Origin of the sequence: Peribacillus deserti (assembly GCF_002863585.1) — a bacterium.
Lineage (GTDB): Bacteria > Bacillota > Bacilli > Bacillales > DSM-1321 > Paraperibacillus > Paraperibacillus deserti_A.
Genome location: NZ_PGUY01000039.1, coordinates 23,514 through 46,310, shown reverse-complemented (window position 1 = coordinate 46,310; position 22,797 = coordinate 23,514). Strand labels below are relative to the sequence as shown.

The 22,797-nt window shown below is 43.3% G+C and carries 17 protein-coding genes and 13 tRNA genes; 29 read left to right on the top strand and 1 reads right to left on the bottom strand.

Annotation, left to right across the window (positions count from 1 at the left end; genetic code table 11):
* Positions 1-72 precede the first annotated feature (72 nt).
* From CUU66_RS13025 to CUU66_RS12965, 13 genes are all read left to right on the top strand, one after another.
* A tRNA-Arg gene (locus CUU66_RS13025) sits at positions 73-149 on the top strand.
* Between the two features lie 29 nt (positions 150-178).
* Positions 179-271 (top strand) — tRNA-Ser (locus CUU66_RS13020).
* 167 nt (positions 272-438) lie between these two features.
* Positions 439-512, top strand: a tRNA-Met gene (locus tag CUU66_RS13015).
* 5 nt (positions 513-517) lie between these two features.
* A tRNA-Asp gene (locus tag CUU66_RS13010) sits at positions 518-593 on the top strand.
* A gap of 7 nt (positions 594-600) precedes the next feature.
* Positions 601-673: transfer RNA gene (locus tag CUU66_RS13005), tRNA-Phe, on the top strand.
* A 54-nt stretch (positions 674-727) separates the two neighbouring features.
* Positions 728-812: transfer RNA gene (locus CUU66_RS13000), tRNA-Tyr, on the top strand.
* Between the two features lie 15 nt (positions 813-827).
* Positions 828-901, top strand: a tRNA-Trp gene (locus CUU66_RS12995).
* A gap of 14 nt (positions 902-915) precedes the next feature.
* Positions 916-991 (top strand) — tRNA-His (locus tag CUU66_RS12990).
* Positions 992-1,004: 13 nt separating this feature from the next.
* Positions 1,005-1,079: transfer RNA gene (locus CUU66_RS12985), tRNA-Gln, on the top strand.
* A 10-nt stretch (positions 1,080-1,089) separates the two neighbouring features.
* Positions 1,090-1,163: transfer RNA gene (locus CUU66_RS12980), tRNA-Gly, on the top strand.
* A gap of 5 nt (positions 1,164-1,168) precedes the next feature.
* Positions 1,169-1,245, top strand: a tRNA-Ile gene (locus tag CUU66_RS12975).
* 1 nt (position 1,246) lies between these two features.
* Positions 1,247-1,321 (top strand) — tRNA-Asn (locus tag CUU66_RS12970).
* 1 nt (position 1,322) lies between these two features.
* Positions 1,323-1,394, top strand: a tRNA-Glu gene (locus tag CUU66_RS12965).
* A gap of 190 nt (positions 1,395-1,584) precedes the next feature.
* Here the strand turns inward: CUU66_RS12965 and pepF are convergent.
* Entirely contained in the window at positions 1,585-3,471 is a 1,887-nt protein-coding gene (pepF, locus tag CUU66_RS12960; protein WP_257967987.1) for an oligoendopeptidase F, read from the bottom strand.
* 168 nt (positions 3,472-3,639) lie between these two features.
* On the opposite strand from pepF, the gene CUU66_RS12955 reads away from it, so the two are divergent.
* The 16 genes from CUU66_RS12955 (at position 3,640) to CUU66_RS12875 (ending at position 22,791) form a co-directional block, all read left to right on the top strand.
* On the top strand, positions 3,640-5,424 hold the full coding sequence (locus CUU66_RS12955) for a M3 family metallopeptidase (RefSeq protein WP_101642836.1): 1,785 nt from the start codon (positions 3,640-3,642) through the stop codon (positions 5,422-5,424).
* A gap of 809 nt (positions 5,425-6,233) precedes the next feature.
* Positions 6,234-7,604, top strand: a complete 1,371-nt coding sequence (locus CUU66_RS12950) for an NAD(P)-dependent oxidoreductase (protein WP_374702996.1) — start codon at positions 6,234-6,236, stop codon at positions 7,602-7,604.
* Positions 7,605-7,664: 60 nt separating this feature from the next.
* Positions 7,665-8,924: an NAD-dependent dihydropyrimidine dehydrogenase subunit PreA gene (preA, locus tag CUU66_RS12945; protein ID WP_101642834.1), complete on the top strand. Its 1,260-nt coding sequence runs from the start codon at positions 7,665-7,667 to the stop codon at positions 8,922-8,924.
* Positions 8,925-8,947: 23 nt separating this feature from the next.
* The gene (gene hydA, locus CUU66_RS12940; protein WP_101642831.1) at positions 8,948-10,375 is read left to right on the top strand and encodes a dihydropyrimidinase; all 1,428 of its coding nucleotides are present in this window, start codon (positions 8,948-8,950) and stop codon (positions 10,373-10,375) included.
* Positions 10,376-10,451: 76 nt separating this feature from the next.
* Positions 10,452-11,894, top strand: coding sequence for an NCS1 family transporter (locus CUU66_RS12935; RefSeq protein ID WP_101642828.1), 1,443 nt, complete (start codon positions 10,452-10,454; stop codon positions 11,892-11,894).
* A 39-nt stretch (positions 11,895-11,933) separates the two neighbouring features.
* Positions 11,934-12,146 (top strand): hypothetical protein, encoded by a 213-nt coding sequence (locus tag CUU66_RS12930; RefSeq protein ID WP_101642841.1) that lies wholly within the window; start codon positions 11,934-11,936, stop codon positions 12,144-12,146.
* A gap of 91 nt (positions 12,147-12,237) precedes the next feature.
* Positions 12,238-13,704: a CoA-acylating methylmalonate-semialdehyde dehydrogenase gene (locus CUU66_RS12925; protein WP_101642826.1), complete on the top strand. Its 1,467-nt coding sequence runs from the start codon at positions 12,238-12,240 to the stop codon at positions 13,702-13,704.
* A gap of 22 nt (positions 13,705-13,726) precedes the next feature.
* Positions 13,727-15,082 (top strand): aspartate aminotransferase family protein, encoded by a 1,356-nt coding sequence (locus CUU66_RS12920; protein ID WP_101642823.1) that lies wholly within the window; start codon positions 13,727-13,729, stop codon positions 15,080-15,082.
* 148 nt (positions 15,083-15,230) lie between these two features.
* The gene (locus CUU66_RS12915) at positions 15,231-15,500 is read left to right on the top strand and encodes a DUF1292 domain-containing protein (RefSeq protein WP_101642821.1); all 270 of its coding nucleotides are present in this window, start codon (positions 15,231-15,233) and stop codon (positions 15,498-15,500) included.
* 174 nt (positions 15,501-15,674) lie between these two features.
* The gene (locus CUU66_RS12910; protein WP_101642818.1) at positions 15,675-16,253 is read left to right on the top strand and encodes a GNAT family N-acetyltransferase; all 579 of its coding nucleotides are present in this window, start codon (positions 15,675-15,677) and stop codon (positions 16,251-16,253) included.
* 142 nt (positions 16,254-16,395) lie between these two features.
* Positions 16,396-17,205, top strand: a complete 810-nt coding sequence (locus tag CUU66_RS12905) for a uroporphyrinogen-III synthase (protein WP_101642839.1) — start codon at positions 16,396-16,398, stop codon at positions 17,203-17,205.
* Positions 17,206-17,245: 40 nt separating this feature from the next.
* On the top strand, positions 17,246-18,166 hold the full coding sequence (panE, locus tag CUU66_RS12900; RefSeq protein ID WP_101642816.1) for a 2-dehydropantoate 2-reductase: 921 nt from the start codon (positions 17,246-17,248) through the stop codon (positions 18,164-18,166).
* A gap of 142 nt (positions 18,167-18,308) precedes the next feature.
* Positions 18,309-19,205 (top strand): oxidoreductase, encoded by an 897-nt coding sequence (locus CUU66_RS12895; RefSeq protein ID WP_101642813.1) that lies wholly within the window; start codon positions 18,309-18,311, stop codon positions 19,203-19,205.
* A 668-nt stretch (positions 19,206-19,873) separates the two neighbouring features.
* Positions 19,874-20,152, top strand: coding sequence for a hypothetical protein (locus CUU66_RS12885; RefSeq protein WP_101642808.1), 279 nt, complete (start codon positions 19,874-19,876; stop codon positions 20,150-20,152).
* Between the two features lie 149 nt (positions 20,153-20,301).
* The gene (locus tag CUU66_RS12880; protein WP_101642805.1) at positions 20,302-20,727 is read left to right on the top strand and encodes an EamA family transporter; all 426 of its coding nucleotides are present in this window, start codon (positions 20,302-20,304) and stop codon (positions 20,725-20,727) included.
* 339 nt (positions 20,728-21,066) lie between these two features.
* Positions 21,067-22,791, top strand: coding sequence for an alkaline phosphatase D family protein (locus tag CUU66_RS12875; protein WP_374702997.1), 1,725 nt, complete (start codon positions 21,067-21,069; stop codon positions 22,789-22,791).
* The last annotated feature ends 6 nt before the right edge of the window (positions 22,792-22,797 follow it).

Below are 22,797 nucleotides of genomic sequence, written 5' to 3'. Positions count from 1 at the left end.
ACAGGACTTAAAATCCTGCGGTAGGTGACTACCGTACCGGTTCGATTCCGGTCCTCGGCACCAATTAATATTGCGCCCGTAGCTCAATTGGATAGAGCGTCTGACTACGGATCAGAAGGTTATGGGTTCGACTCCTTTCGGGCGCGCCATAAATACATTATAAACTTTTGTCATTTACGGAGGTATACCCAAGTCCGGCTGAAGGGATCGGTCTTGAAAACCGACAGGGGTGTAAAAGCCCGCGGGGGTTCGAATCCCTCTACCTCCTCCATAAAATTTACTTTATATCGTCGTGGGGTGGAGCAACGAGCAAAACATCCGATGAATTAAGCTGCGAGTTGTACCGATTGAGCTGCTGCTAGAAATGCTTTCTGAAATCGGGACAGTCTACTACAGCAAGAATCAAAGCATAAATATTAACAAATCATTTTTTACCGTCGCGGGGTGGAGCAGTCTGGTAGCTCGTCGGGCTCATAACCCGAAGGTCGCAGGTTCAAATCCTGTCCCCGCAATAAGTGGTCCCGTGGTGTAGCGGTTAACATGCCTGCCTGTCACGCAGGAGATCGCGGGTTCGATTCCCGTCGGGACCGCCATTATAACGGCTCAGTAGCTCAGTCGGTAGAGCAAAGGACTGAAAATCCTTGTGTCGGCGGTTCGATTCCGTCCTGAGCCATTAAATTCCGGTGCCTTTGCATGGGGATTTCTCATGCGGGCATCATTAAAAAATGGAGGGGTAGCGAAGTGGCTAAACGCGGCGGACTGTAAATCCGCTCCCTCCGGGTTCGGCGGTTCGAATCCGTCCCCCTCCACCATTTTTTTGAAAATATAGGGGCATAGTTTAAAGGTAGAACTGAGGTCTCCAAAACCTCCAGTGTGGGTTCGATTCCTACTGCCCCTGCCAAGTTTATATCTGTGGCGATTGTGGCGAAGTGGTTAACGCATCGGATTGTGGTTCCGACATTCGTGGGTTCGATTCCCATCAGTCGCCCCATTGAAGTAATTATTGGGCTATAGCCAAGCGGTAAGGCAACGGACTTTGACTCCGTCATGCGTTGGTTCGAATCCAGCTAGCCCAGCCATACCTTAATTGCGGGTGTAGTTTAATGGTAAAACCTCAGCCTTCCAAGCTGATGTCGTGGGTTCGATTCCCATCACCCGCTCCAAATATGGGCCTATAGCTCAGCTGGTTAGAGCGCACGCCTGATAAGCGTGAGGTCGATGGTTCGAGTCCATTTAGGCCCACCATTCCGCAGTAGCTCAGTGGTAGAGCATTCGGCTGTTAACCGAACGGTCGTAGGTTCGAGTCCTACCTGCGGAGCCACGGCCCCTTGGTCAAGCGGTTAAGACACCGCCCTTTCACGGCGGTAACACGGGTTCGAATCCCGTAGGGGTCATTGAGATATATGAAAAGCTGTTTCGCTTCGTCGAAACAGCTTTTTTTGTGTTCCCATTCCACCATTTTAGACGAAAGGCCATATTTTCATGTTGTTTTATTTGATCAGGTATTTGATCCGATGTCTACTAATATGATTGTTAAGTGGCTAAAAAGCCTGATATAGTCCTCTTATCAGGCCTCCTGTTTCATCATTCTTTGCTTAGCAATTTTTCTAATTCATCAAGTGTTTCCTTGAAAACCTGCATGGCTTCATCAATCGGTTTTGATGTAGACATGTCGATTCCGGTATTTTTTAAGATGCTGATTGGGTCACTTGAGCCGCCAGCCTTTAAAAACTTTTCCTTCAGCCTTTTAACTGCCGGTTTTCCCTCATCCTGTATTTGTTGTGCCAAGGCTTGGGAAGCGGCAAAGCTGGTAGCATATTGATAAACATAAAAGTCATAATCATAAAGATGTGGAATCCGTGCCCATTCCATCGGTATTTGTTCATCACGGGCAATGGCACTGCCATAGTACTTATTATTGATATCCCCATATATCTTTTTTAACGTTTCCGCATTGATGCTTTTTCCTTCAGCGTCCAGTTCGTGAATGTTTTTTTCAAACTCAGCAAATTGAGCCTGACGGAATAATGTGGTACGGAAATCTTCCAGCCGTTGATTTAATAGAAAGATTTTTTCTTCCTTCGTTTTTGCTTTTTTATATTCACTTTCCCAGAGGAGATTTTCATTAAGGGTCGAAGCGACTTCTGCTGTAAAAGTAGGATTCCCTGAATTGATATAGGTTTGTGCCTGCTTTGAATAGTAGGCATGCACAGCATGGCCAAGTTCATGGGCAAGTGTTGAGACATCATTCTTTGTACCTTGGTAATTCAGCAATACGAAAGGATGAGAATCATAAGCTCCCCATTGAAATGCCCCCGTCCGTTTAGCTTCGGTGGAATACACATCCACCCAGTTATCATTGAATGCTTTCTTTAATATACTTCCGTACTCCAGTCCAAGTGGTTTTAAACCTTCTATTACCATTTTTCTAGCTTCCTCGTAAGGAATATAAGAAGAATTTCTTTCATTAATGGGGGTGGAGATATCATACATATGCAACTCATTAACCTTGAGCATTTTTTTCTTTATTTCCATATAGCGGTGCAGCTGAGGAAGTCCTTTATGGACGGAGGTTAACAGTTCCTCATACACTTTAACCGGGATATGATCTGGGTTTAACGCCGCTTCTATGGCTGACTTATAATTTCTTACATCTGCAGAGATATTATGTGATTTTACCTGTGCACTCATGACAGAAGCAAAGGAATCCTGGAACTTAGCAAGTGTGGCATAATATGCCTCGTAGGCAGCTTTGCGTACAGTTCTGTCCGGACTCTCCATATACGTACTAAAATTCACCCTGTTGAGTTGTACCTCTTTGCCTCTTTCATCCATAATACTGGGGAATTTGATATCTTTGGACAGCATGCTATATACGTTTTGTGCTGTACCGCTTAGGGGTGATACTTTAGCAAGAAGTTCTTCTTTTTCTTTCGATAAAATATGTGATTTGGAGTGGGCTATATCAGCAAGAAAGTTTTTGTAGATTTTCAAGTCAGGATGATTTAGATATTTTTTCATAGTAGACTCCTGAATTTTTCCCACTTCAGGGCTGAACCAGGCTGTATGTTCAGATACCTTGGCTGACATAATATCCGCACGATTAGCTAAAGCCTGAATGTGATGGTCTGACTCGTCGGTACTTAACTCCAAATTGATATATACATAAGCCTTTTCTTCAATTCGGGATAATTCTGTGTATGCTTCCAGGGCTTTCTTCATATGTACAGGTGACTTATCAAGACTGCCTTGAAACTTTTTCTTGAAACGAACTGCTAGACATTCCGCTTTCTTTATATCTGATTCCCAAGCTTTTTTTGTTGGATAGATATCATTAAGATTCCATTTATAGTCCCGTGGTATATCTTTTCTAGATGAGTAGGGTATTTGAATCTCTTTGCCGGCTGCTGAAGAGCTAAGGGGCGGGATCAAAAATACCGCAGCCACAATTAATGTCATAAAACGCTTCATGAATGAATTTCCTCCTAAACCGACAAGTCATGTTCTACATATAGGATGGGCGTAGCTTCCAAACCTATGCATTTCATAAGCAAATAGAAAAGCATTTATAAAAGTTAGAATATTGTCTAAAATGGAATTATCTTAAAGTTCATTAACGAAATAAGGGAGCTAAGAAGGATGAGCACTAGCAGTACTATGAAAGATAGATGGAGCCTTGAATCCTTATACCATATTCATTCAAAGCCGCTTGAAGAGTTTATTAAAAACTTGGAAGATGATCTTACAGGATATTTGTCATTTTATAAAGATCATATATTAGATCATAGTTCTAAAAGAGTTAAAGAATTCATCTGTGTTATGGAGGATGTTCACAAAAGAACAGAGCAGCTCAATGAGTTCGCTTACTGTGTTATTTCAGAAAACAGAACGGAAGCAACGGCCATTCAGTTGGATGCCAGGAGCCACGGAATAAAGCAAAAACTGGATTCCCTGCAGGTTATTTTTCAAAAATATGTATGTGGTATACGCGGGACACAATGGAATGAGGTTAAATCAGATATTGGGGACCGCCATATCATTCTGTTTATGGAAGAGATACGGAAGAGCGTTTTAGTAACGCTGACGGAGAAGGCAGAAGAAATCATTAACGACTTATCTATTGAGGGGATCAAGGCCTGGTCAGATTTGTATCAGCAGACGATCAGTCAATTAAGATTTCCCTTTTCGGCAGGAGAAACTGGAGAACTAATAACTCTTGGTCAGTTGTCTCAATATAATTCAGATGAGGACCGAAATGTCAGGCTGCGGGTACATGATATAAGATCAAAAGTTTTAAAAGAAAAAGAGGATTTATTTGCTACAATATTGAATCACTTTGCTGGCTTCAGAATGAAAGTATATAAACATAAAGGATGGGACTCGATTCTCAAAGAGCCGCTGAATCGCAATCGAATGTCAAAAGAAACATTAGACACCATGTGGGCAGTTATCAAATCAAATAATCATATCTTCCAGCCTTATTTCGAGCAAAAAAAAAGGCTTCTACATATATCTAGATTAAGCTATTTTGATATCTTTGTGCCAAGTAAAGCTGAAGCTAATCAGAACAAGTATACACCACAAGCGGCAATCAATATAATTGTAGAAAAAACGAAGGATGATTTCACTGAATTTTCCAGCTTTGTTGAAGACGTATATCAAAATGGGTGGATTGACTTTGGAATAAGGCCCAATAAGCAGCTTGGAGGTTTTGCTGCCGGTTTTCCAGTGAGTAAAGAGATAAGAGTCTCTGTGAATTTTAATGGAACGTTGAAGGATGTAGCTATTCTCGCCCATGAACTGGGACATGCCTTTCATACAACGATCTTATTTGATCAGCCGTCTTTCCTGCAAAAATATCCAATGACACTGGCGGAAACCGCCTCCACTTTTTCTGAGCTAGTATTTACAGAATCCGGACAGATGTCAAAGGGAGAAAAAATACTATATTTAGAAGAAGAGATTAATGCTGCTGTATTGTACCTGTTATATGTTCAATTTCATTTTGATTTCGAGCTGGAACTATATGAATTAAAGAATAAGGGAGAATTTTTGACTGCAAAGCAGTTAACAGAACGGGTAGTCAAAAAACAACAAGAGGTTTTTGGAGACTGTCTAGAACATTATCAAGACTACTTTTGGATTCTTACTCCTCATTTTTATTATCTGAACGAACCGTTTTACAACTTCTCGTATACTTTCGGGTATTTATTCAGCTACGGACTATTAAAGGAATATAAGAAAGGCCGACGGGAATTTGAAGAAAAATACATCCTTTTTCTAAAAGATACTGGGTTGCTATCTGTTGAGGAGCTATCGCTAAAGCATTTCGGCATCGATTTGACACAGCCGGTATTTTGGATGGATTCAATCCAGAAAATTAAGAAAAATATAGAAGAATATATTCAGCTGACAAGTGATTAGGAAGCTGGATGTTTAATGCCGTACCGGATTGAGAGGTGCGGCTTTTTTTTGTTGTCCATAAAAGAGCTTAGGAGAAAAATAAGCAAACCCTCTAAATGAGTGAGCAGTAAATGTCTTGGCAGGCAGGTTCCCTAGATGCAGGCAGAAAATATTGTGGCAATTACTCCGATTTAATGATCCGAATTATAAGCCAGATATTTATCCTCGCCGATTTTAGATTAAACAAGTTAAATAAATTAGGAATTCTGTACATACAGTGTTAATAAGGCAGATATCTAGTCTTACTTTTCTAAAGGGGGTGCGGGAATAAAAAATCCGACTGATACACGCTTTCAGGATGTGGATGGAAAAGAGCCTATGGAGGTACATAAAGCGAAAGCTATTGAGCAGCATAGTGGGGTTGTGAAAGAAAAGCAGACAGAGAAGCCTAGACTATTTGTTTACAAGAGATTTTTTAAGCTCTGAACTTTTGTTCGGAACAAAATCCAAAATGGCATGATTCTGCGGAAGAAATCCTGGCTGGACCGACGACAGCTTTTTCAGAAGCTGGCAAAGGGATAGGGAGCGGTTATTGTCTTTTCTATTTATGAGTGGAAAAAAATCGCGACTTATTATAGTTCTGCAGGTGTTACCTGATGTGGTTGGCAAGAAGAATAAAAATTGATTAGGGAAGTCAGGGATACGCGGCAGTCCTACAGTGACCGCCACTGCGGAAAGCTAATAGAAAAATGACTTCTTCACTGCCATGAATGGCCATCGGCAGAGGCCCTTCTGCTTGACCCATACTAATCGGCTAAGGAGGTAATCTTGTGGTTACTATCAAAACACAGCGTATTTCGATAACCGACCTTGAACGGAATTTTGAAGAAGCTGATAGGGGATTTACGAATCAAGAAGCTCTGGAAGAATCTAACCGGTGTTTATTTTGTTATGATGCGCCTTGTATTAAAGCCTGCCCTACCGGGATTGACATCCCGTCTTTTATAAAGAAAATAGCCTCAGGCAATCTGCTTGGATCCGCAAAGACTATCATGTCTTCCAACCCTGTAGGAGCAAGCTGTGCACGGGTTTGTCCAACTGAGGAGCTTTGCGAGGGATCTTGTGTTCTAAACCATTCGACGAGCCCTATTCAAATAGGCAAGCTGCAGCGATATGCAACGGATTGGGCCATCAAAAATGAACAAACCTTGTTTAAAGCAGGCACACCTAACGGAAAGACGGCTGCTGTGATCGGAGGCGGACCGGCTGGATTATCGGCGGCGAGGGAACTCGCAAGATTCGGCTTCAGGGTGACGATATATGAAGCTGCCGAGAAAGCGGGAGGATTAAATACGTATGGCATTGTGTCTTTCCGCCTCCCCCAGTCCATTTCGTTCTGGGAAGTAGAACAAGTTCAAAAACTGAATGTCAGGATTCTGACTAACACCATGGCTGGAAGAGATGTATCAGCTGAGGAACTCCTTCATTCCTACGATTATATTGTATTAGCAGCAGGAATGGCCCATGTTCCCGATCTTCGGATTGAAGGGGAAGAGCTCAAAGGGGTGTACGATGCCATTGAGTTCGTTAAGGCAACGAAAAGCGGAAAGCTGTCCAGGGATTTTGCCGGGAAACGTGTTGCGGTTATTGGTGCCGGCAATACAGCGATCGACGGTGCTACCTGTTCAGTCCGCCTGGGTGCTGAAAATGTAAAAATCCTCTATCGCAGATCTGTTGAGGAGATGACGGCTTACGATTTTGAATATGAATTTGCGAAGCAGGATGGTGTTGAATTCCGCTGGTTAACTGCCCCTAAACGGATCATCGGAGACGCCGAGGGACAGGTTGCCGGCATTGAATGCGTTCAAATGGCCCTTGGCGACCCCGGTGAGGATGGGCGCAGGAGCCCTGCTGAGGTCGAAGGATCAGAATTCACTCTTCCGGTAGACGCTGTGATAAAAGCAATCGGACAGACAAGGCATCTCCCTCTTATTGAAGCGTTCGGACTTCAGCATGAATATGGAGTGGTTACAGCGGATAAAGAGACGTTTCAAACCTCAAATCCCAAAATTTTTGCCTGTGGGGACATCCTATTCGGCAAGGGCAAGGGAGATGCAATGGTAGTCACCGCTGCCCAGCAGGGAAAGCTTGCTGCCTATGCCATTCATAAGCAGGCACAAACTGCGGGAACTGCTAAATAGATTAATCAATCTATAAAACTTTGATATAAATAGATCATTTTTTAGGAAGGGGGAAAAGAAATGGCTGATTTAAGCATAAATCTGGCTGGCATTAAATCTCCAAATCCATTCTGGCTTGCCTCGGCACCTCCCACAAATTCTGGATACCAGGTGCAGCGTGCTTTTGAAGCCGGGTGGGGAGGAGCAGTCTGGAAGACACTCGGGGATCCCATATTAAATGTGTCTTCCCGGTTTGCTGCCATTAATTTTAACGGACAGAGAGTTGCAGGGTTCAATAACATAGAATTGATTACCGACCGCCCCCTGGATGTGAACCTGAAAGAAATCTATGAAACTAAAAAACGCTTTCCTAATCATGCGATCATCGCCTCTTTAATGGTAGAGCCTAAGCAGGAAAAATGGCATGAAATCGTGAAGCGGGTAGAAGATGTAGGAGTAGACGGACTTGAATTGAATTTCGGCTGCCCGCACGGTATGGCTGAAAGAGGGATGGGCTCAGCATCGGGCCAGGTTCCGTCACTGGTCGAAAAGCAGACATATTGGGTGAAAGAGGCTGCAAAAACACCTGTGATTGTTAAATTGACACCGAATATAACAGATATCACTGTTACGGCTGAAGCGGCCGTCAACGGCGGCGCAGACGCAATCAGTATGATTAATACAATCAACAGCCTAATGGGAGTCGATCTTGATACATGGAACACAATTCCACATGTTGCAGGAAAAGGAGCGCATGGCGGCTATTGCGGCCCTGCTGTAAAGCCTATTGCGCTTAATATGGTTGCGGAATGCGCCAGGAACCCGCGGATTTCTGTACCGATTTCAGGAATTGGCGGTATATCCAATTGGCAGGATGCCGTTGAATTTATCCTCATGGGCGCAGCAGGAGTCCAGGTCTGCACAGCAGCCATGCACCATGGATTCCGGATTGTCGAAGATATGATAGAGGGACTCGATCATTATTTAGATAGCAAAAATATCTCCGCTGTTTCTGAACTCATCGGAAAATCCGTGCCGAGGTATTCAGACTGGGGAAATCTCGATCTTCATTACAATATTACAGCTCAAATTAACACTGATGTATGCATTAACTGCAATAAGTGCCACATTGCCTGTGAGGACACTTCCCACCAATGTATCGATATGATCAAGGGTGATAATGGCAGGAGCTATCTAAAAGTGCGAGAAGAAGACTGTGTCGGCTGTAATTTATGCGCGATTGTCTGCCCTGTGGAGGGTGCCATTACGATGGTCGAACAAACAAGCATGCAACCTATGACTTGGAATGAACGCCAGGCGGCGCTTAACTCTTCAAAATAAAAAGCCATGAAAGGAGCAGGTTCATGAAAAAATTGATCAAGAACGGAATCATTGTAACAGCTTCCGATACGTATAAAGCTGATCTGCTGATTGAAAACGGAGTGATTTCGGGTATAGGGACAAATTTATCCCCTGCTGATGCTGAAGTCGTTGATGCCAAGGGCTGCTACGTATTACCGGGCGGCATTGATCCGCATACTCACCTGGATATGCCATTTGGCGGAACGGTAACTAAAGATGATTTTGAAACAGGAACCATTGCCGCTGCTTTTGGAGGAACCACTTCGATCATAGACTTCTGCCTGACCAATAAAGGGGAACCATTAAAAACGGCGATAGAAACCTGGCATAAGAAGTCAAACGGCAAAGCAGTCATTGATTATGGATTTCACCTTATGATCGGCGAAATCAATGAGAATGTTCTGAATGAGCTTCCGCAGGTGATAGAGGAAGAGGGAATAACCTCTTTTAAAGTGTTTATGGCTTACAAAAATGTATTCCAGGCTGATGACGAGACCCTATTCAGGACTCTGCTGGCTGCAAAAGACCTTGGAGCATTGGTTATGGTGCATGCAGAAAACGGCGATGTGATTGATTTCCTAACCAAAAGGGCTTTAGCAGAAGGGAAAACAGAACCGATTTACCATGCATTAACAAGGCCGCCTGAAGTGGAGGGAGAAGCAACAGGACGTGCCGCACAGCTTGCTGGTCTTGCGGATTCACAATTATATGTGGTACACGTTTCCTGCGCGGAGGCGGTGGAGAAAATCTCTGAAGCACGTGCCAAGGGTTTTGATATCTGGGGGGAAACATGCCCACAGTACTTAGTGCTGGATGAGAGCTATCTCGAAAAACCAGATTTCGAAGGTGCGAAATATGTCTGGTCACCACCCCTTAGAGAGAAGTGGAACCAGGACGTTCTCTGGAATGCGCTCAAAACGGGACAGCTCCAAACCCTTGGCTCTGATCAATGTTCCTTTGATTTTCAGGGACAAAAGGATCTGGGGAAAGATGATTTTACGAAAATTCCTAATGGCGGCCCTATCATAGAAGACCGGCTCTCCATTCTTTTTTCCGAGGGAGTAAGTAAAGGCAGGATTGACCTCCATCAATTTGTTGATATTACCTCCACACGCATTGCGAAGCTTTTTGGGCTTTATCCTCAAAAAGGAACCATAGCTGTTGGTGCCGATGCTGATATCGTGATATTCGATCCGCTTATAGAAAGAACTCTTTCTGCCAAAACGCACCACATGGCTGTGGATTACAATGCTTTTGAGGGAATGAAAGTCACGGGGGAGCCTGTTTCCGTACTCGTCCGTGGGGAATTTGTTATCCGTGATAAGAAGTTTGTCGGAAACCTAGGATCTGGAAAATATCTTAAACGGGCTAAATATAAACAATACACTTGCAAAAATCAAAACGAAACGGTCTCCATACAGCCATCTTAATCCTTTTTCTAGCCGCGGTGCCTATATGTAAAGTCATACCAGTAAAAAGGATAAACCGGAAAAGAGGAGTGCTCCCATGAAAAAAAGCCACTTAAAATCACCGGATCTATACCCGGTCCACCAAAAAGATCGAACGATTACGTCATTAGGTTTTTCTTTTATGTGGGTAGGTATGGTAGTTGTACTGGCAACCTTTGCAATCGGCGGGGCAGGAGTGGTATCACTGCCGCTTCCAATTGTCATTATTGCGACGGTAATCGGCTGCCTTGCGATTGGATTATTTATATCACTCATTGCAGATATAGGAATTGAACATGGTTTGTCCTTTCCAGTATATATGCGGGCCCCATTTGGAACGATTGGGACACATATTCCTTCCGTTACCCGCGGTGTCACTGCTTCGATGTGGTTTGGGATTAACACCTATTTTGGTTCTACCGCCATGAATGGAATATTAGATATATTATTTGGCTTCGATAACTGGTTTGTCTGCTACCTGCTCTTTGCGCTCGTCCAGCTGGTTAATACGGCTCTTGGTATAAAATCCATTGAACGGTTTGCCGATATGGCTGCACCGATCATCCTGTTTATATCAATTTGGATGTATCTTTCATTATCGGACACCGCAGCTGCAGAAGGACGCCATGTGTGGAGCTGGGCTGAGGATCCGGTCTCAGGCGGGGCGGCTTTCACAGCATTCCTGGTTGTCATATTCAGCAACATGGGTTTCTGGGCTACGCTGGGTGCAGATATTCCATCCATCTCCCGATTTATCAAGGCCCCTTCCAATGAAAAGAACTGGTTTAAACGAAACAAGGTATCACTTTGGGGAAATATGGTGGCAATGCCTTTAACCCAGACGTTCATGATTATCATCGGAGCTGTTTCCTATATCGCTGTTTTAAATTCCGACCCTGTGGCCGCTCTTCAAAAATCGGCAAGCGGAATCATTCTTGCCATTCTATTATTGATGATTGTCCTTGCCCAGTGGTCAACCAATACAGCTGCAAATGTTGTGCCGGCAGCAACTATTTTTTCCAATGTAGGCGGCCCTAAATTCCCATTCTGGGCCGGAGTCATCACGGCTGGAATTGTCGGTTCCATTGTGCAGCCATGGAACTTATTTGATGTGATCATCCCGTTTCTATTAGTGGTAGGCGGGATTCTATCAGCGATTGTAGGCATCCTTTTTGCTGATTATTATTTGCTCCGGAAACGAAGAGTCAACGTGCCGGCCCTATATGAAGATGAAGGCCAGTACCGGTACAGCGGCGGTGTTAATCTTGCAGGTTTCCTTGCATGGATTATCGGAGCCACTGCTTCTTACTTTACAAAAGATTATGGTTTTCTAGTAGGCTTCTTAAGCGGAGCCGCCATTTACTATATCCTTGCAAAATTTTGGTGGTTCAAAAAGTATAAACAGGCAGAGATAGAAGATCCAAGCGATGAAAAGTACCTCGGAATCTCGGTCGGCCGCGATTGGATCATTGAAGACACAGAGACAGGTGACACGGCCTGATTGGAGGAAAACGCTTATTGGCTGGGAGGAGAGGAATCCATGTCGGAACATGAGCAGTATCTTGCAGAAAAAGAAAAAATTGATCAGCTCCTAAGTGAAGGTTACAACATCTATCATGCCGTAGAAAATTTGGATGGCGCATTTGTAGAGTTTTTCCACCTCAAAAGCGGTACAAAGAAAACTCTGCATATCAGAACGGCGAACGCAAGGAAGTATTTTTCCAGTATCTTCATTCAACAGAAGAGCTCGTAGAATATGTAAAAGGGTGGGAGAACGATTCCCATCCTTTTATATGACAGTTAATTACCTTCGAACTTTCAATTTGATCCAGGGAGATGATACTATGAGTATAACAAGTAAAGATGTGAAAATTCTGAAAAATTACATTAACGGAGAATGGAAAAGTTCAAGCAGCCCTTATACCCTTGAAGTTCCTAATCCAGCTACAGACGAACTGCTCACTAGTGTTCCGGTTTCCACACGGGATGATGTCGATTTAGCAGTATCGGCTGCAAAAGCAGCATTTGAGAAATGGAAACGAGTCCCAGTACCAAAGCGGGCAAGGCTTCTGTTTAAGTATCATACTCTTCTGACAGATCATCACGTGGAGCTTGCAAAACTTATTGTGAAAGAAAACGGCAAGGCATACAAGGAGGCTTATGGAGAAGTCCAGCGCGGTATTGAGTGTGTAGAATTTGCAGCGGGAGCCCCTACTTTAATGATGGGAGAAACTCTATCGGGAATAGCAGAAGATATTGATTCAGAAATGTTCCGATATCCGTTAGGAGTAATCGGAGGCATTACTCCCTTTAACTTTCCGATGATGGTTCCCCTTTGGATGTTTCCTCTCGCTATTTCCTGCGGGAACACATTCGTCTTAAAGCCTTCTGAACGCACTCCGATGCTGGCTAACAGACTTGCGGAACTATTCTCTGACGCTGGTGCACCTCCGGGAGTTTTGAATGTGGTGCATGGTGCCCATGATGTGGTAAACGGCCTCCTTGAACATAAGGACGTTGCCGCCATTTCATTTGTCGGCTCGCAGGCAGTGGCTAAATATGTATACGAAAGGGCTGCTGCAGAAGGAAAACGGGTTCAGGCTTTGTCCGGAGCTAAGAACCACCATATAGTGATGCCGGATGCCGATGTCGATAAGGCTGTCTCCCATATAATCAGCTCAACTTTTGGCAGCGCGGGCCAGAGGTGTATGGCTTGCAGTGCTGTCGTCGTTGTTGGGAATAATGACCGCTTTTTAGAGGCTTTAGCAAAGAAAGCGGATGAGCTGATCATTGGAAATGGCATGGATGATGAAGTCCTGCTTACGCCTGTCATCCGTAAAGAGCATAGGGAAAAGGTACTTGGTTACATCGACAAAGGCATACAGGAAGGTGCCAAGCTGATCAGGGATGGCCGTAAAGAAATGAAAGACCATCCGCAGGGGAATTTCCTGGGACCTACCATCTTTGACAGGGTAACACCAGAAATGACCATTGCTAAGGATGAAATTTTTGCACCTGTCTTAAGTTTGCTGCGTGCAAGGGATTTAGATGAAGGGTTGGAGTATATCAAAAAATCCCGGTATGGAAATGGAGCAACAATTTATACGAACAATGCAAGGGCTGTGCGGCAATTCCGTGAAGAAGCTGACGCAGGAATGCTCGGGATCAATGTAGGGGTTCCCGCAACAATGGCCTTCTTTCCTTTTTCAGGCTGGAAGGATTCATTCTATGGAGATCTGCATGTCAACGGCAAAGATGGATTGAATTTTTATACACGTAAAAAAATGATAACGTCCAGATATGAGGTCTAAATAAAGAGAGGGAGATGCTATAATGGTTCAAATCGATAATACCCAGGAAACACTTCTTTTACAGGATGAAAAATATTTATGGCACTCCATGAAGCCCTACAACCCAAATGCTACTCTTGTTGCAGCCAAAGCGGAAGGATCGTGGGTCACGGATGCGGAGGGTAATCGTTATCTGGATGCCATGGCTGGGCTATGGTGTGTCAATGTAGGGTATGGAAGGACAGAACTCGCTGAAGCCGCATATGAGCAATTAAAGGAAATGGCTTATTTCCCTCTTTCACAGAGCCACGTACCAGCCATAAAACTGGCAGAGAAGCTGAATGATTTACTAGAAGACGAGTATGTGATCTTTTTTTCCAACAGCGGGTCGGAAGCCAACGAAGCTGCCTTTAAAATAGTCCGCCAGTATCACCAGCAAAGAGGAGATCATTCCCGCTACAAAATTGTGTCCCGCTACAGAGGCTATCATGGAAGCTCACTGGGGGCACTCGCAGCCACAGGCCAGGCAGAGAGAAAATATAAGTACGAACCGCTTTCGCCTGGTTTCCTGCATGTCTCCCCTCCGGATTCATACCGTGATGATTGCCATGTGGCCCATCCGGGAGATTTGTCATCCGTAAAAGAGGTGGACCGGCTCATGACATGGGAGCATAGTGAAACCATTGCAGCCATGATAATGGAACCAATCATTACCGGCGGAGGTGTCCTGGTGCCGCCGGATGGATATATGAAAGCAGTAAAGGAAGTCTGCGAAAAGCATGGGGCTCTGCTCATATCAGATGAGGTGATCTGCGGATTTGGACGTACAGGAAAAGCGTTTGGGTTCATGAATTACGGAGTGAAACCGGATATTATCACGATGGCGAAAGGAATCACCAGCGCCTATCTGCCGCTGTCCGCAACCGCTGTCCGCAAGGAGATATATGAGGCATTTAAAGGCCAGGAGGAATATGACTTCTTCCGGCATGTGAATACCTTTGGCGGTAATCCGGCAGCCTGTGCGCTCGCACTAAAGAATCTGGAGATCATGGAAAAGGAAAAGCTGTTCGAGCGTTCCGAAGAGCTGGGCAGCAAGGTCTTATCCGAATTATCACGTCTCCTCTATAACCACCCTCGTGTAGGAGATGTACGCGGTAAAGGGCTGCTGATTGGAATTGAATTGGTCAAAGACAAGGAAACGAAGGAACCACTGGAAGTTTCATTAGTCAATTCGGTGATTGCGGAATGCAGAAATAAAGGAGTATTAATTGGGAAAAATGGCACAACCGTTGCGGGTTTTAATAATGTGTTGACCCTTTCACCGCCATTAAATATTGAAAACCAAGATTTGGATTTTATAACAGAAACACTTGTTGCTGCCCTTGGAGTTTTAAAATAGGAAAAGACGAGTCAACCCGGCACACTTAAAAAGCTGCATGAATGGAATTACTTTTTTTGCCGAATTGTGTTTTCAATCTGTTATATGCATTTTTTCTTTCTGTAATGGGAAAATAAAGATAGAACTTCATTTAGGGAGGAGAAATTGCATGGAGCGAATTGAAGTAGGAGAAACATTTACCATAACTGCTGATACTGGAGAAGATCAGGAAATCGAAGTATTGGGTACCATTAATATTGAAGGTACCGAATATGCGGCAGTCGCTTTTGTGGAAGATATCCGGCAGGAAACGGAAACTGATATTGATGTATTCTTTTTAAAGGTGGATCATGAGGGTGACCTGGCAGCCATTGACAGTGACGAGGAATTTGAAAAAGTGTCTGTTGCCTTTGATGAAATCATGGAAGATAAGTCTTAATAAAACCAGCTGCGAAAGCCCCGGATCTTTATAGATCCGGGGTTTTCTATATATCAGCTAAGTTAAATTATCTGAGAATTTTATCTTTCATTAGATAGGGTATAGTACTCTTGAGGCAGTAAGAATCTTGGTAACTATATCTACAAAAGAACATTACAATAAAGGAGTCTAGCTATGCACTGGTATGAAAAATTGAATCAATATTTTCCCGTTGAAGAGATGAAATCTAAAGAACACATGGAAACCCTGCTTGAAGAGAAATCAGATATCTACCATAAAGATGAGGGTCCGCACCATGTCTTGATGTATGTTGAATTAGAAAGCTTTGTTTTTATTGATTATCTATTTGTGTCTAAAGACGCCCGCGGCCAGGGGCTGGGACATAAATTATTGGATCGATTAAAACAAAAAGGGAAGCCTATTATTCTTGAAGTAGAACCTGTTAATTATGAGGATACCGACACAGGAAAGAGACTTCGTTTTTATAAACGTGAAGGTTTTGAGCATGCCCAGAGCATCGGGTATCGACGAAGATCGCTTGCAACAAAACAGATCAATGAGATGGAAATATTGTATTGGTCTCCGCATAATGAATCTGAAGAAGTCATTTTTGAGGCGATGAAAAAGATGTATAACCAAATTCATACCTATAAAGACCGGGAATTTTACGGAAAGTCTTATCAGCACGTGGATGAGGTTCTTACTTATAACGAAAACGAAAACAAAAGTGAAAATATATTAGAGGATTTGTAGACTGCTCCATCCTTACTCTTATCAGGACACTCGCCAGCCGAGTGTCTTTTTCCTTGAACATCATAGTTGTACTATGCTTAAAAAAGCCATAAAATTAGTAATCATTAAAGAAAAAATTCACCAATGAAACGAGGGAAATATGTTGGGTAAAGGATTGAAGGGAAAGCGGGTCGGGATAGGGAGTTCCCGCAAAACAGAAGAAATCAGCGCCCTGATAGAAAAACAGGGAGGAACCGCGGTGGTCCGTTCCTTGCAGGGAACTGTCTTTCTTGCGGAAAAGGAGGTTGAACCTGAACTAGAAGCGCTTGTAAGAGAGGGAGCGGACTGGATTGTGTTTACTACCGGAATCGGCATCGATACGTTAGTTAACATTTCAGAAAAACTTAAAATGAAGGATGCTTTTTTCAGTCGTTTGCAAGAAGCTAAAATCGCTGCCAGAGGATACAAGTCCTTTGCGGTATTAAAAAAAGCTGGAATAACACCAGATGCTGTAGATGATGATGGAACTACAAGAGGGCTGATCCGCTCTCTCAAGGATGAGGACTTCAGCGGCAAAAAAGTAGTGATTCAGCTCCATGGGGATCCTGCTCCGGCCTTAATAACATTTTTTAAAGATAAAGGCGCCCATGTTTCCACCATCTTGCCTTATCGGCATATCTTGCCTGACCAAGGTTCTGTTGAAAAAATCTGCACGGAGATCATTGAACAACAAATGGATGCATTCTGTTTTACAACAGCTGTACAGGTACGTTCATTATTTACGCATGCCAAAGAACTAAGTCTGACAGATGACTTGCTGGATGCTTTTAAGGGGTATGTTCTTGCTGCCGCTGTTGGCAAAGTAACAGCTGAGGCTTTATATGAAGAAGGTGTCAGGAACTATATCGTTCCTGAACATGAAAGAATGGGTGCCATGATAATCGAGCTCGCACGATACTATGAAAACGTTTAATCAATGGTAAAATGAGATTATGATAGAAAAGGGGGATATTATGAGGATATTAGTATTAGGAGCAGGCGGAGTCGGGGGGTATTTTGGGGGCAGGCTGGCGGAAAAAGGCGAGGATGTAACTTTTCTAGTCCGGAATAGCAGAAAGCAGCTCCTTGAGAAACAAGATTTAGTCATACATAGTATTCACGGAGATATTAGATGTAAGCCGCAGTTATTGACAGCAGCCGATACAGCTGCTCCTTTTGATTTAATATTGTTCTCAACAAAATCTTATCATTTGGACGGAGCTATTAAAGATCTCAAACCATTCGTTGGCGAGGAAACTGTTGTTTTGCCCCTACTGAATGGAATCGCACATATAAACAGGTTAAAAAATGAATTTGGGGAAAAAAAGGTCATCGGCGGATTGTGTTTCATTGAAACCACTCTAAATGAACAAGGAGAGGTCCACCAAACAAGCCCCATGCATCGCGTAGTCTTCGGGGAATTGAATAAAACAAGCTCTGATCGCATAAGACGGATTGCAGAAGTGTTGAGCGGCACCAAAGCTTCTTTTGAACAAAGCGATGAAATCGAGCAGGAAATGTGGCATAAATACTTATTCATCACTACTTTATCCGGCTTGACTACCTTAATGCGCAGTCCAGTAGGACCAATCCGCGATTTGGATGGAGGAAGAGCTCTTTTTAAGCAGCTTCTCGAAGAAACAGCAGAAATCATGAAGGCACATGGCGCTCCAATCCGTGATGGCATCGTTGAAGAGCATATGAATACAATCGAAAAAATGACGTACAGCATGAAATCCTCCATGCAGCGCGATATGGAAAAAGGAACAGCCATAGAAGGGGGGCATATTCATGGGTATTTAATGACATTAGCTGAGAGGCACTCTATTAATGCACCCTTGTTGAATGTAATCTATCAGAATCTATTAATATATGAAAAACAGCTAAAGTCCTAAAAATTGTGCATACCCTGGATAGATTGCCATATAGATTAATAAGAGCCTTGAATGACATTTTTCATTTTTGGCTCTTTTTGCTCTTTAGGCAACGACCGTAAGATAGATTCGCAAATCTTCGCCAAATGAAAGAGGCTGAAATATGACACATACACATTTGAAGGACAAGACAATCATTGTAACAGGTGCCAATAGCGGTATCGGCTATGAAGCTGCAAAGGTCCTTTCTGATAGAGGCGCACGGGTCATTTTGGCCGTGCGCAATGAGCAAAAAGGAAAAGAGGCTGCAAATTTAATAGAAAGAGAAAATAAAGAAGCAAAGGCAGAAGTAATGAAACTTGATCTCGCTGATTTACAAAGTGTAAGGGATTTTGCTGATAGCTTCTCAAAGCGCTATAGTCAGCTCGATATTCTTATAAACAACGCAGGAGTGATGGTGCCGCCTTATCAGAAGACCCAAGATGGATTCGAGCTTCAGTTTGGAAGCAATCATTTAGGGCATTTTGCTTTGACCGGTCTGCTTCTCCCGACCCTAAAGAAAACACCGGACTCCCGTGTCGTGACTCTCAGCAGCTTGGCACATAAAGGCGCTGTTATAGATTTTGATAACCTGCAAGGTGAAAATGGTTATAAACCGATGAAGTTTTATGGCCAAAGCAAATTAGCCAATTTATTATTCGCAAAAGAGCTTGATGAGAGGTTTAAACAGCATAAGCTTCCATCTATGAGTATCGCCTGCCATCCCGGGATTACAGTGACCAATCTATTTAAATTGGGACAAAAAGATGCTCCCAGATTTCTAAAGAAACTGTCCGAGTTATTTTTACAAAAGGCAGATATGGGTGCACTTCCTACCCTATATGCAGCCACTAATGACCAGCTGCAAGGAGGAGAGTATATCGGGCCGGATGGAAAAGGGAACCGAAAAGGGTACCCTGCAATTGAAACTCCAGCTGCCTCTGTCTATAATCACGAAACGATGAAGCGTCTTTGGGATGTGTCAGAATCCTTAACAGAAGTAACCTATGATTTTTCATAGAATAGGATTTCACTAATGAATAAGAATCATAATAAAACCCCTGGTATTGATGCTTTAATCCTTATCACGGGGTTTTTTATTTTTTACCAAGGACCTTTATAAGAAAATGGATCATTCATAATCTTGGGAAATAGGGACAGTCCCCTGAGGAAGCCAGCCGTATCAGCGCTTGGACAGCCCGGGAAATGGGGGACTGTCCCCAAAAAAAGTCAGCGGCACCCACTTCATTTTTACTTTCCGAGTCAATACTTTTGACTTTCTTTTTAGAAAGCAAATTGGCCACTCGTTTGGCTATCAAAGGATTTATATCACCGCGTCACTGTCTGTTGCTGTTTCTATCATGATTTATATCTTATTCCTGGTTCAGGAAGGCGGACAGAGAGCAGCGGGGAAATAAATAAAATGCAGCAGAATACGTGGGAGGAATCCGAGCCTTGTAGGAAATATCTATCACTAACGCCGTCCATCGCAATGGATTTGGCATAGCAGTTTATTATATTATTCCTTTATGTATCCACAACAGTTGAATGTTTACCTCTTGATTACATGAACTTGATGCTTATACTTGTAGGTATAATTCTCTAATAATTTCCCCTTATCTTACAATCTTCATGTTTGTTTAGAAAAGGAGCGGGTACTTATTCTATAAATATAGAGGAGGTGGAGTCATGAATGCCAGAAATATAGCAGGCACAATAGCGGTAGGAGCGGCTGTCTACCTGTTTCGAAATCCAAAAGCAATGGATAGCCTAAAAAAGCAATTTCAATCTCTAATGAGCAAGAATCATACATTCCCGGATGAGAAAGATAAAACAGCTCAGATGGAACAGGGATTAGAAGTACTTGCTGAAGAAGGCACCATGGGATCTAAGGATTTTACGGCAAACAAAAATGCCGATATAGGCGAAGATCCGTATCCAAAAATAACTACATCCACCAGTCAGTAGATAAGCGGCGAAATGCCGCTTTTTTTTTCCGGGCCTCGTTTTCTTTCTTCTTACATACCAAAGTATGATACCACTCCTTTTTTCACAAAATATCTTTAACACTGGCCAGCATCATAAAGTAAGCTGCCGCACACGAAAGGAGGCTATATATGTCATGGCTGGTATATGCTATTTTGTCGGCGGTTTCGGCTGCCTTTGTATCGATATTCGGCAAGATGGGCTTGCAGAAGGTTGATTCCAATACCGCTACGGCTGTCAGGTCAGTGATCATGACACTCTTTTTATTCAGTGTGGTTGCCGTTCAGGGGAATTTACATAGAATCCCAGAAATTGTCGGTGAAAAGAAGACCTTTATATTCGTCGTACTCAGCGGAATCGCAGGTGCTACGTCCTGGCTGTTTTATTTTCTTGCCCTTAAAACTGGAAAAGTCTCGCAGGTAGCTCCGATTGATAAATTAAGCGTGGTAATCGCTACAGTTGCTGCAATTGCTTTCTTTGGTGAAAGACTAAGCGTCGTAAATGGAATTGGAGTCGTCCTGATTGCTGTGGGTGTTCTTTTGACTGCACTGCATTAATATTTTGCGCGAATTAACCTTTTAAACATATATCTTCTTCAACCGTTTGAATATCAAACGGTACTTTTTTGGATGCATTTGGTTGTTTTTTGGGTTTTTCGTAAATGTTTCTTTAAGAAAAACAGGTAAAAAGAAGTCCCTGTTTACTTTAAAAGCTGAAGATTTATGTTAAAAAAAGACATTGTTTAAGATAATAATCCATTTATCCTATGCGGGATTAACCAGGAGCATCATTCTAGCTTTACAATTCTTAACATGTAATTAAAATTTCTCCTCTACACTAAAAGAGTTCCAACAACCAAGCAAGGAGGAGAACAATCAATGAATTTTGAACGTTCAATGGATGAGATGATCCAAAAATGGAGTGAGACCAGCCTGAGCAAAAATATGGATCGCAGGAATTTTATCTCGGGAGCAAGCAAACTTGCAGGACTTTCGCTTGGACTTGCAATGGCGCAGTCCATGGGGAGTATTGAAGTAAATGCAGCCCCAAAATTCAGTGATTATCCATTTACACTAGGTGTTGCTTCTGGTGATCCTTTATCAGACGGTGTGGTTTTATGGACAAGGCTTGCTCCAGATCCTTTAAACGGCGGCGGGATGTCCGGGGAAGCTTTTCAAGTTAAGTGGGAAATTGCTAAAGACGAGCATTTTCGAAAGATTGTACATCAGGGTAAAGAAATAGCCCGCCCGGAACTTGGTCATAGCGTTCACGTAGAGGTTAGCGGCTTAAGACCGAACTCTGTCTATTTTTACCGATTCAAAAGCGGAGGAGAAGTCAGCCAGACCGGAAGAACTAAAACTCTGCCAAAACAGGGTACGAGCGTTTCCAGCCTTACCTTTGCGTTCGCCTCCTGCCAGCAATATGAACATGGATATTTTACTGCATACAAACATATGGCAAAGGAAGATCTTGACCTTGTGTTTCATCTAGGCGATTACATATACGAGTACGGCCCGAATGAATACATTTCACCGACCGGTAATGTCCGCGTTCATAATAGTCCTGAAATAATCACTCTTGAAGACTACCGAAATAGATATGCCCAATATAAATCAGACGTCCATTTAAAAGCTGCTCATGCAGCATGTCCATGGATTGTTACATGGGATGATCACGAAGTTGAGAACAACTATGCTAATTTGGTACCGGAGAAAGGGCAGTCTGTAGAGTCATTCATCAAACGGCGGGCAGCTGCTTACCAGGCTTATTATGAGCATATGCCTTTGCGCAGGTCTTCTCTGCCTAAGGGTGCGGATATGCGTCTGTACCGGGATTTTACATACGGAGATCTTGCGTCCTTCTTCGTTCTTGATTCACGCCAATACCGCGATGATCAGGCTAATGGAGACAGCAGTTCCCCTCAGACAGAGGAATCATTAGATCCAAAGCGCACCCTCCTTGGACCAGAACAGGAACAATGGGTTGGTGATAAGCTTGCTCACTCTAAATCGATCTGGAATGTGCTGCCTCAGCAGATATTCTTTGCAGAGAGGAATTACGGTAGCCCAACGGCTCCTAAATACAGCATGGATTCCTGGGATGGATATCCCGCCGCGCGCGAGCGTTTGATTGAGGTCATTAAAACCAATAACATCAATAATCTGGTGGTGTTGACCGGGGATGTGCATGCGAGCTGGGCTTCTAATTTAAAGCTGGATTTCAATGAACCTGATTCAAAAACATTTGGAGTAGAATTTGTAGGGACCAGCATAACGTCTGGCGGTAATGGAGCGGATAAGCGTTCCGATACAGATAAGATTTTGAGCCAGAACTCCCATATCAAGTTTTTCAATGATTACAGAGGCTATGTCCGCTGCCATGTAACGCCTGGACAATGGCGGGCGGATTATCGGGTCGTGCCTTTTGTCACAGAACCAGGTGCTGATATTTCAACAAGAGCATCATTTGTATTTGATAAAGACCAGGCGGGGCTGCGGAAGGTTTCCTCAACAGTGGTTCCAGAAGGAGTCCAAAAAACAAGTGAAGTGGAAGAAGACCGTAATCGAGCGCATAACCGTGCACATGAAAAACAATTGAGCCGAGAGAAAGTCTTAAATTAAGATTAA

Coding starts and splice junctions, on each gene's coding strand:
- CUU66_RS12880 (WP_101642805.1), top strand. CDS start 20,302: ATGTCATGGCTGGTATATGCTATTTTGTCGGCGGTTTCGGCTGCCTTT.
- CUU66_RS12920 (WP_101642823.1), top strand. CDS start 13,727: ATGGTTCAAATCGATAATACCCAGGAAACACTTCTTTTACAGGATGAA.
- pepF (WP_257967987.1), bottom strand. CDS start 3,471: ATGAAGCGTTTTATGACATTAATTGTGGCTGCGGTATTTTTGATCCCG.
- CUU66_RS12955 (WP_101642836.1), top strand. CDS start 3,640: ATGAGCACTAGCAGTACTATGAAAGATAGATGGAGCCTTGAATCCTTA.
- CUU66_RS12910 (WP_101642818.1), top strand. CDS start 15,675: ATGCACTGGTATGAAAAATTGAATCAATATTTTCCCGTTGAAGAGATG.
- CUU66_RS12930 (WP_101642841.1), top strand. CDS start 11,934: ATGTCGGAACATGAGCAGTATCTTGCAGAAAAAGAAAAAATTGATCAG.
- CUU66_RS12875 (WP_374702997.1), top strand. CDS start 21,067: ATGGATGAGATGATCCAAAAATGGAGTGAGACCAGCCTGAGCAAAAAT.
- preA (WP_101642834.1), top strand. CDS start 7,665: ATGGCTGATTTAAGCATAAATCTGGCTGGCATTAAATCTCCAAATCCA.
- CUU66_RS12895 (WP_101642813.1), top strand. CDS start 18,309: ATGACACATACACATTTGAAGGACAAGACAATCATTGTAACAGGTGCC.
- CUU66_RS12935 (WP_101642828.1), top strand. CDS start 10,452: ATGAAAAAAAGCCACTTAAAATCACCGGATCTATACCCGGTCCACCAA.
- CUU66_RS12925 (WP_101642826.1), top strand. CDS start 12,238: ATGAGTATAACAAGTAAAGATGTGAAAATTCTGAAAAATTACATTAAC.
- CUU66_RS12885 (WP_101642808.1), top strand. CDS start 19,874: ATGAATGCCAGAAATATAGCAGGCACAATAGCGGTAGGAGCGGCTGTC.
- panE (WP_101642816.1), top strand. CDS start 17,246: ATGAGGATATTAGTATTAGGAGCAGGCGGAGTCGGGGGGTATTTTGGG.
- hydA (WP_101642831.1), top strand. CDS start 8,948: ATGAAAAAATTGATCAAGAACGGAATCATTGTAACAGCTTCCGATACG.
- CUU66_RS12915 (WP_101642821.1), top strand. CDS start 15,231: ATGGAGCGAATTGAAGTAGGAGAAACATTTACCATAACTGCTGATACT.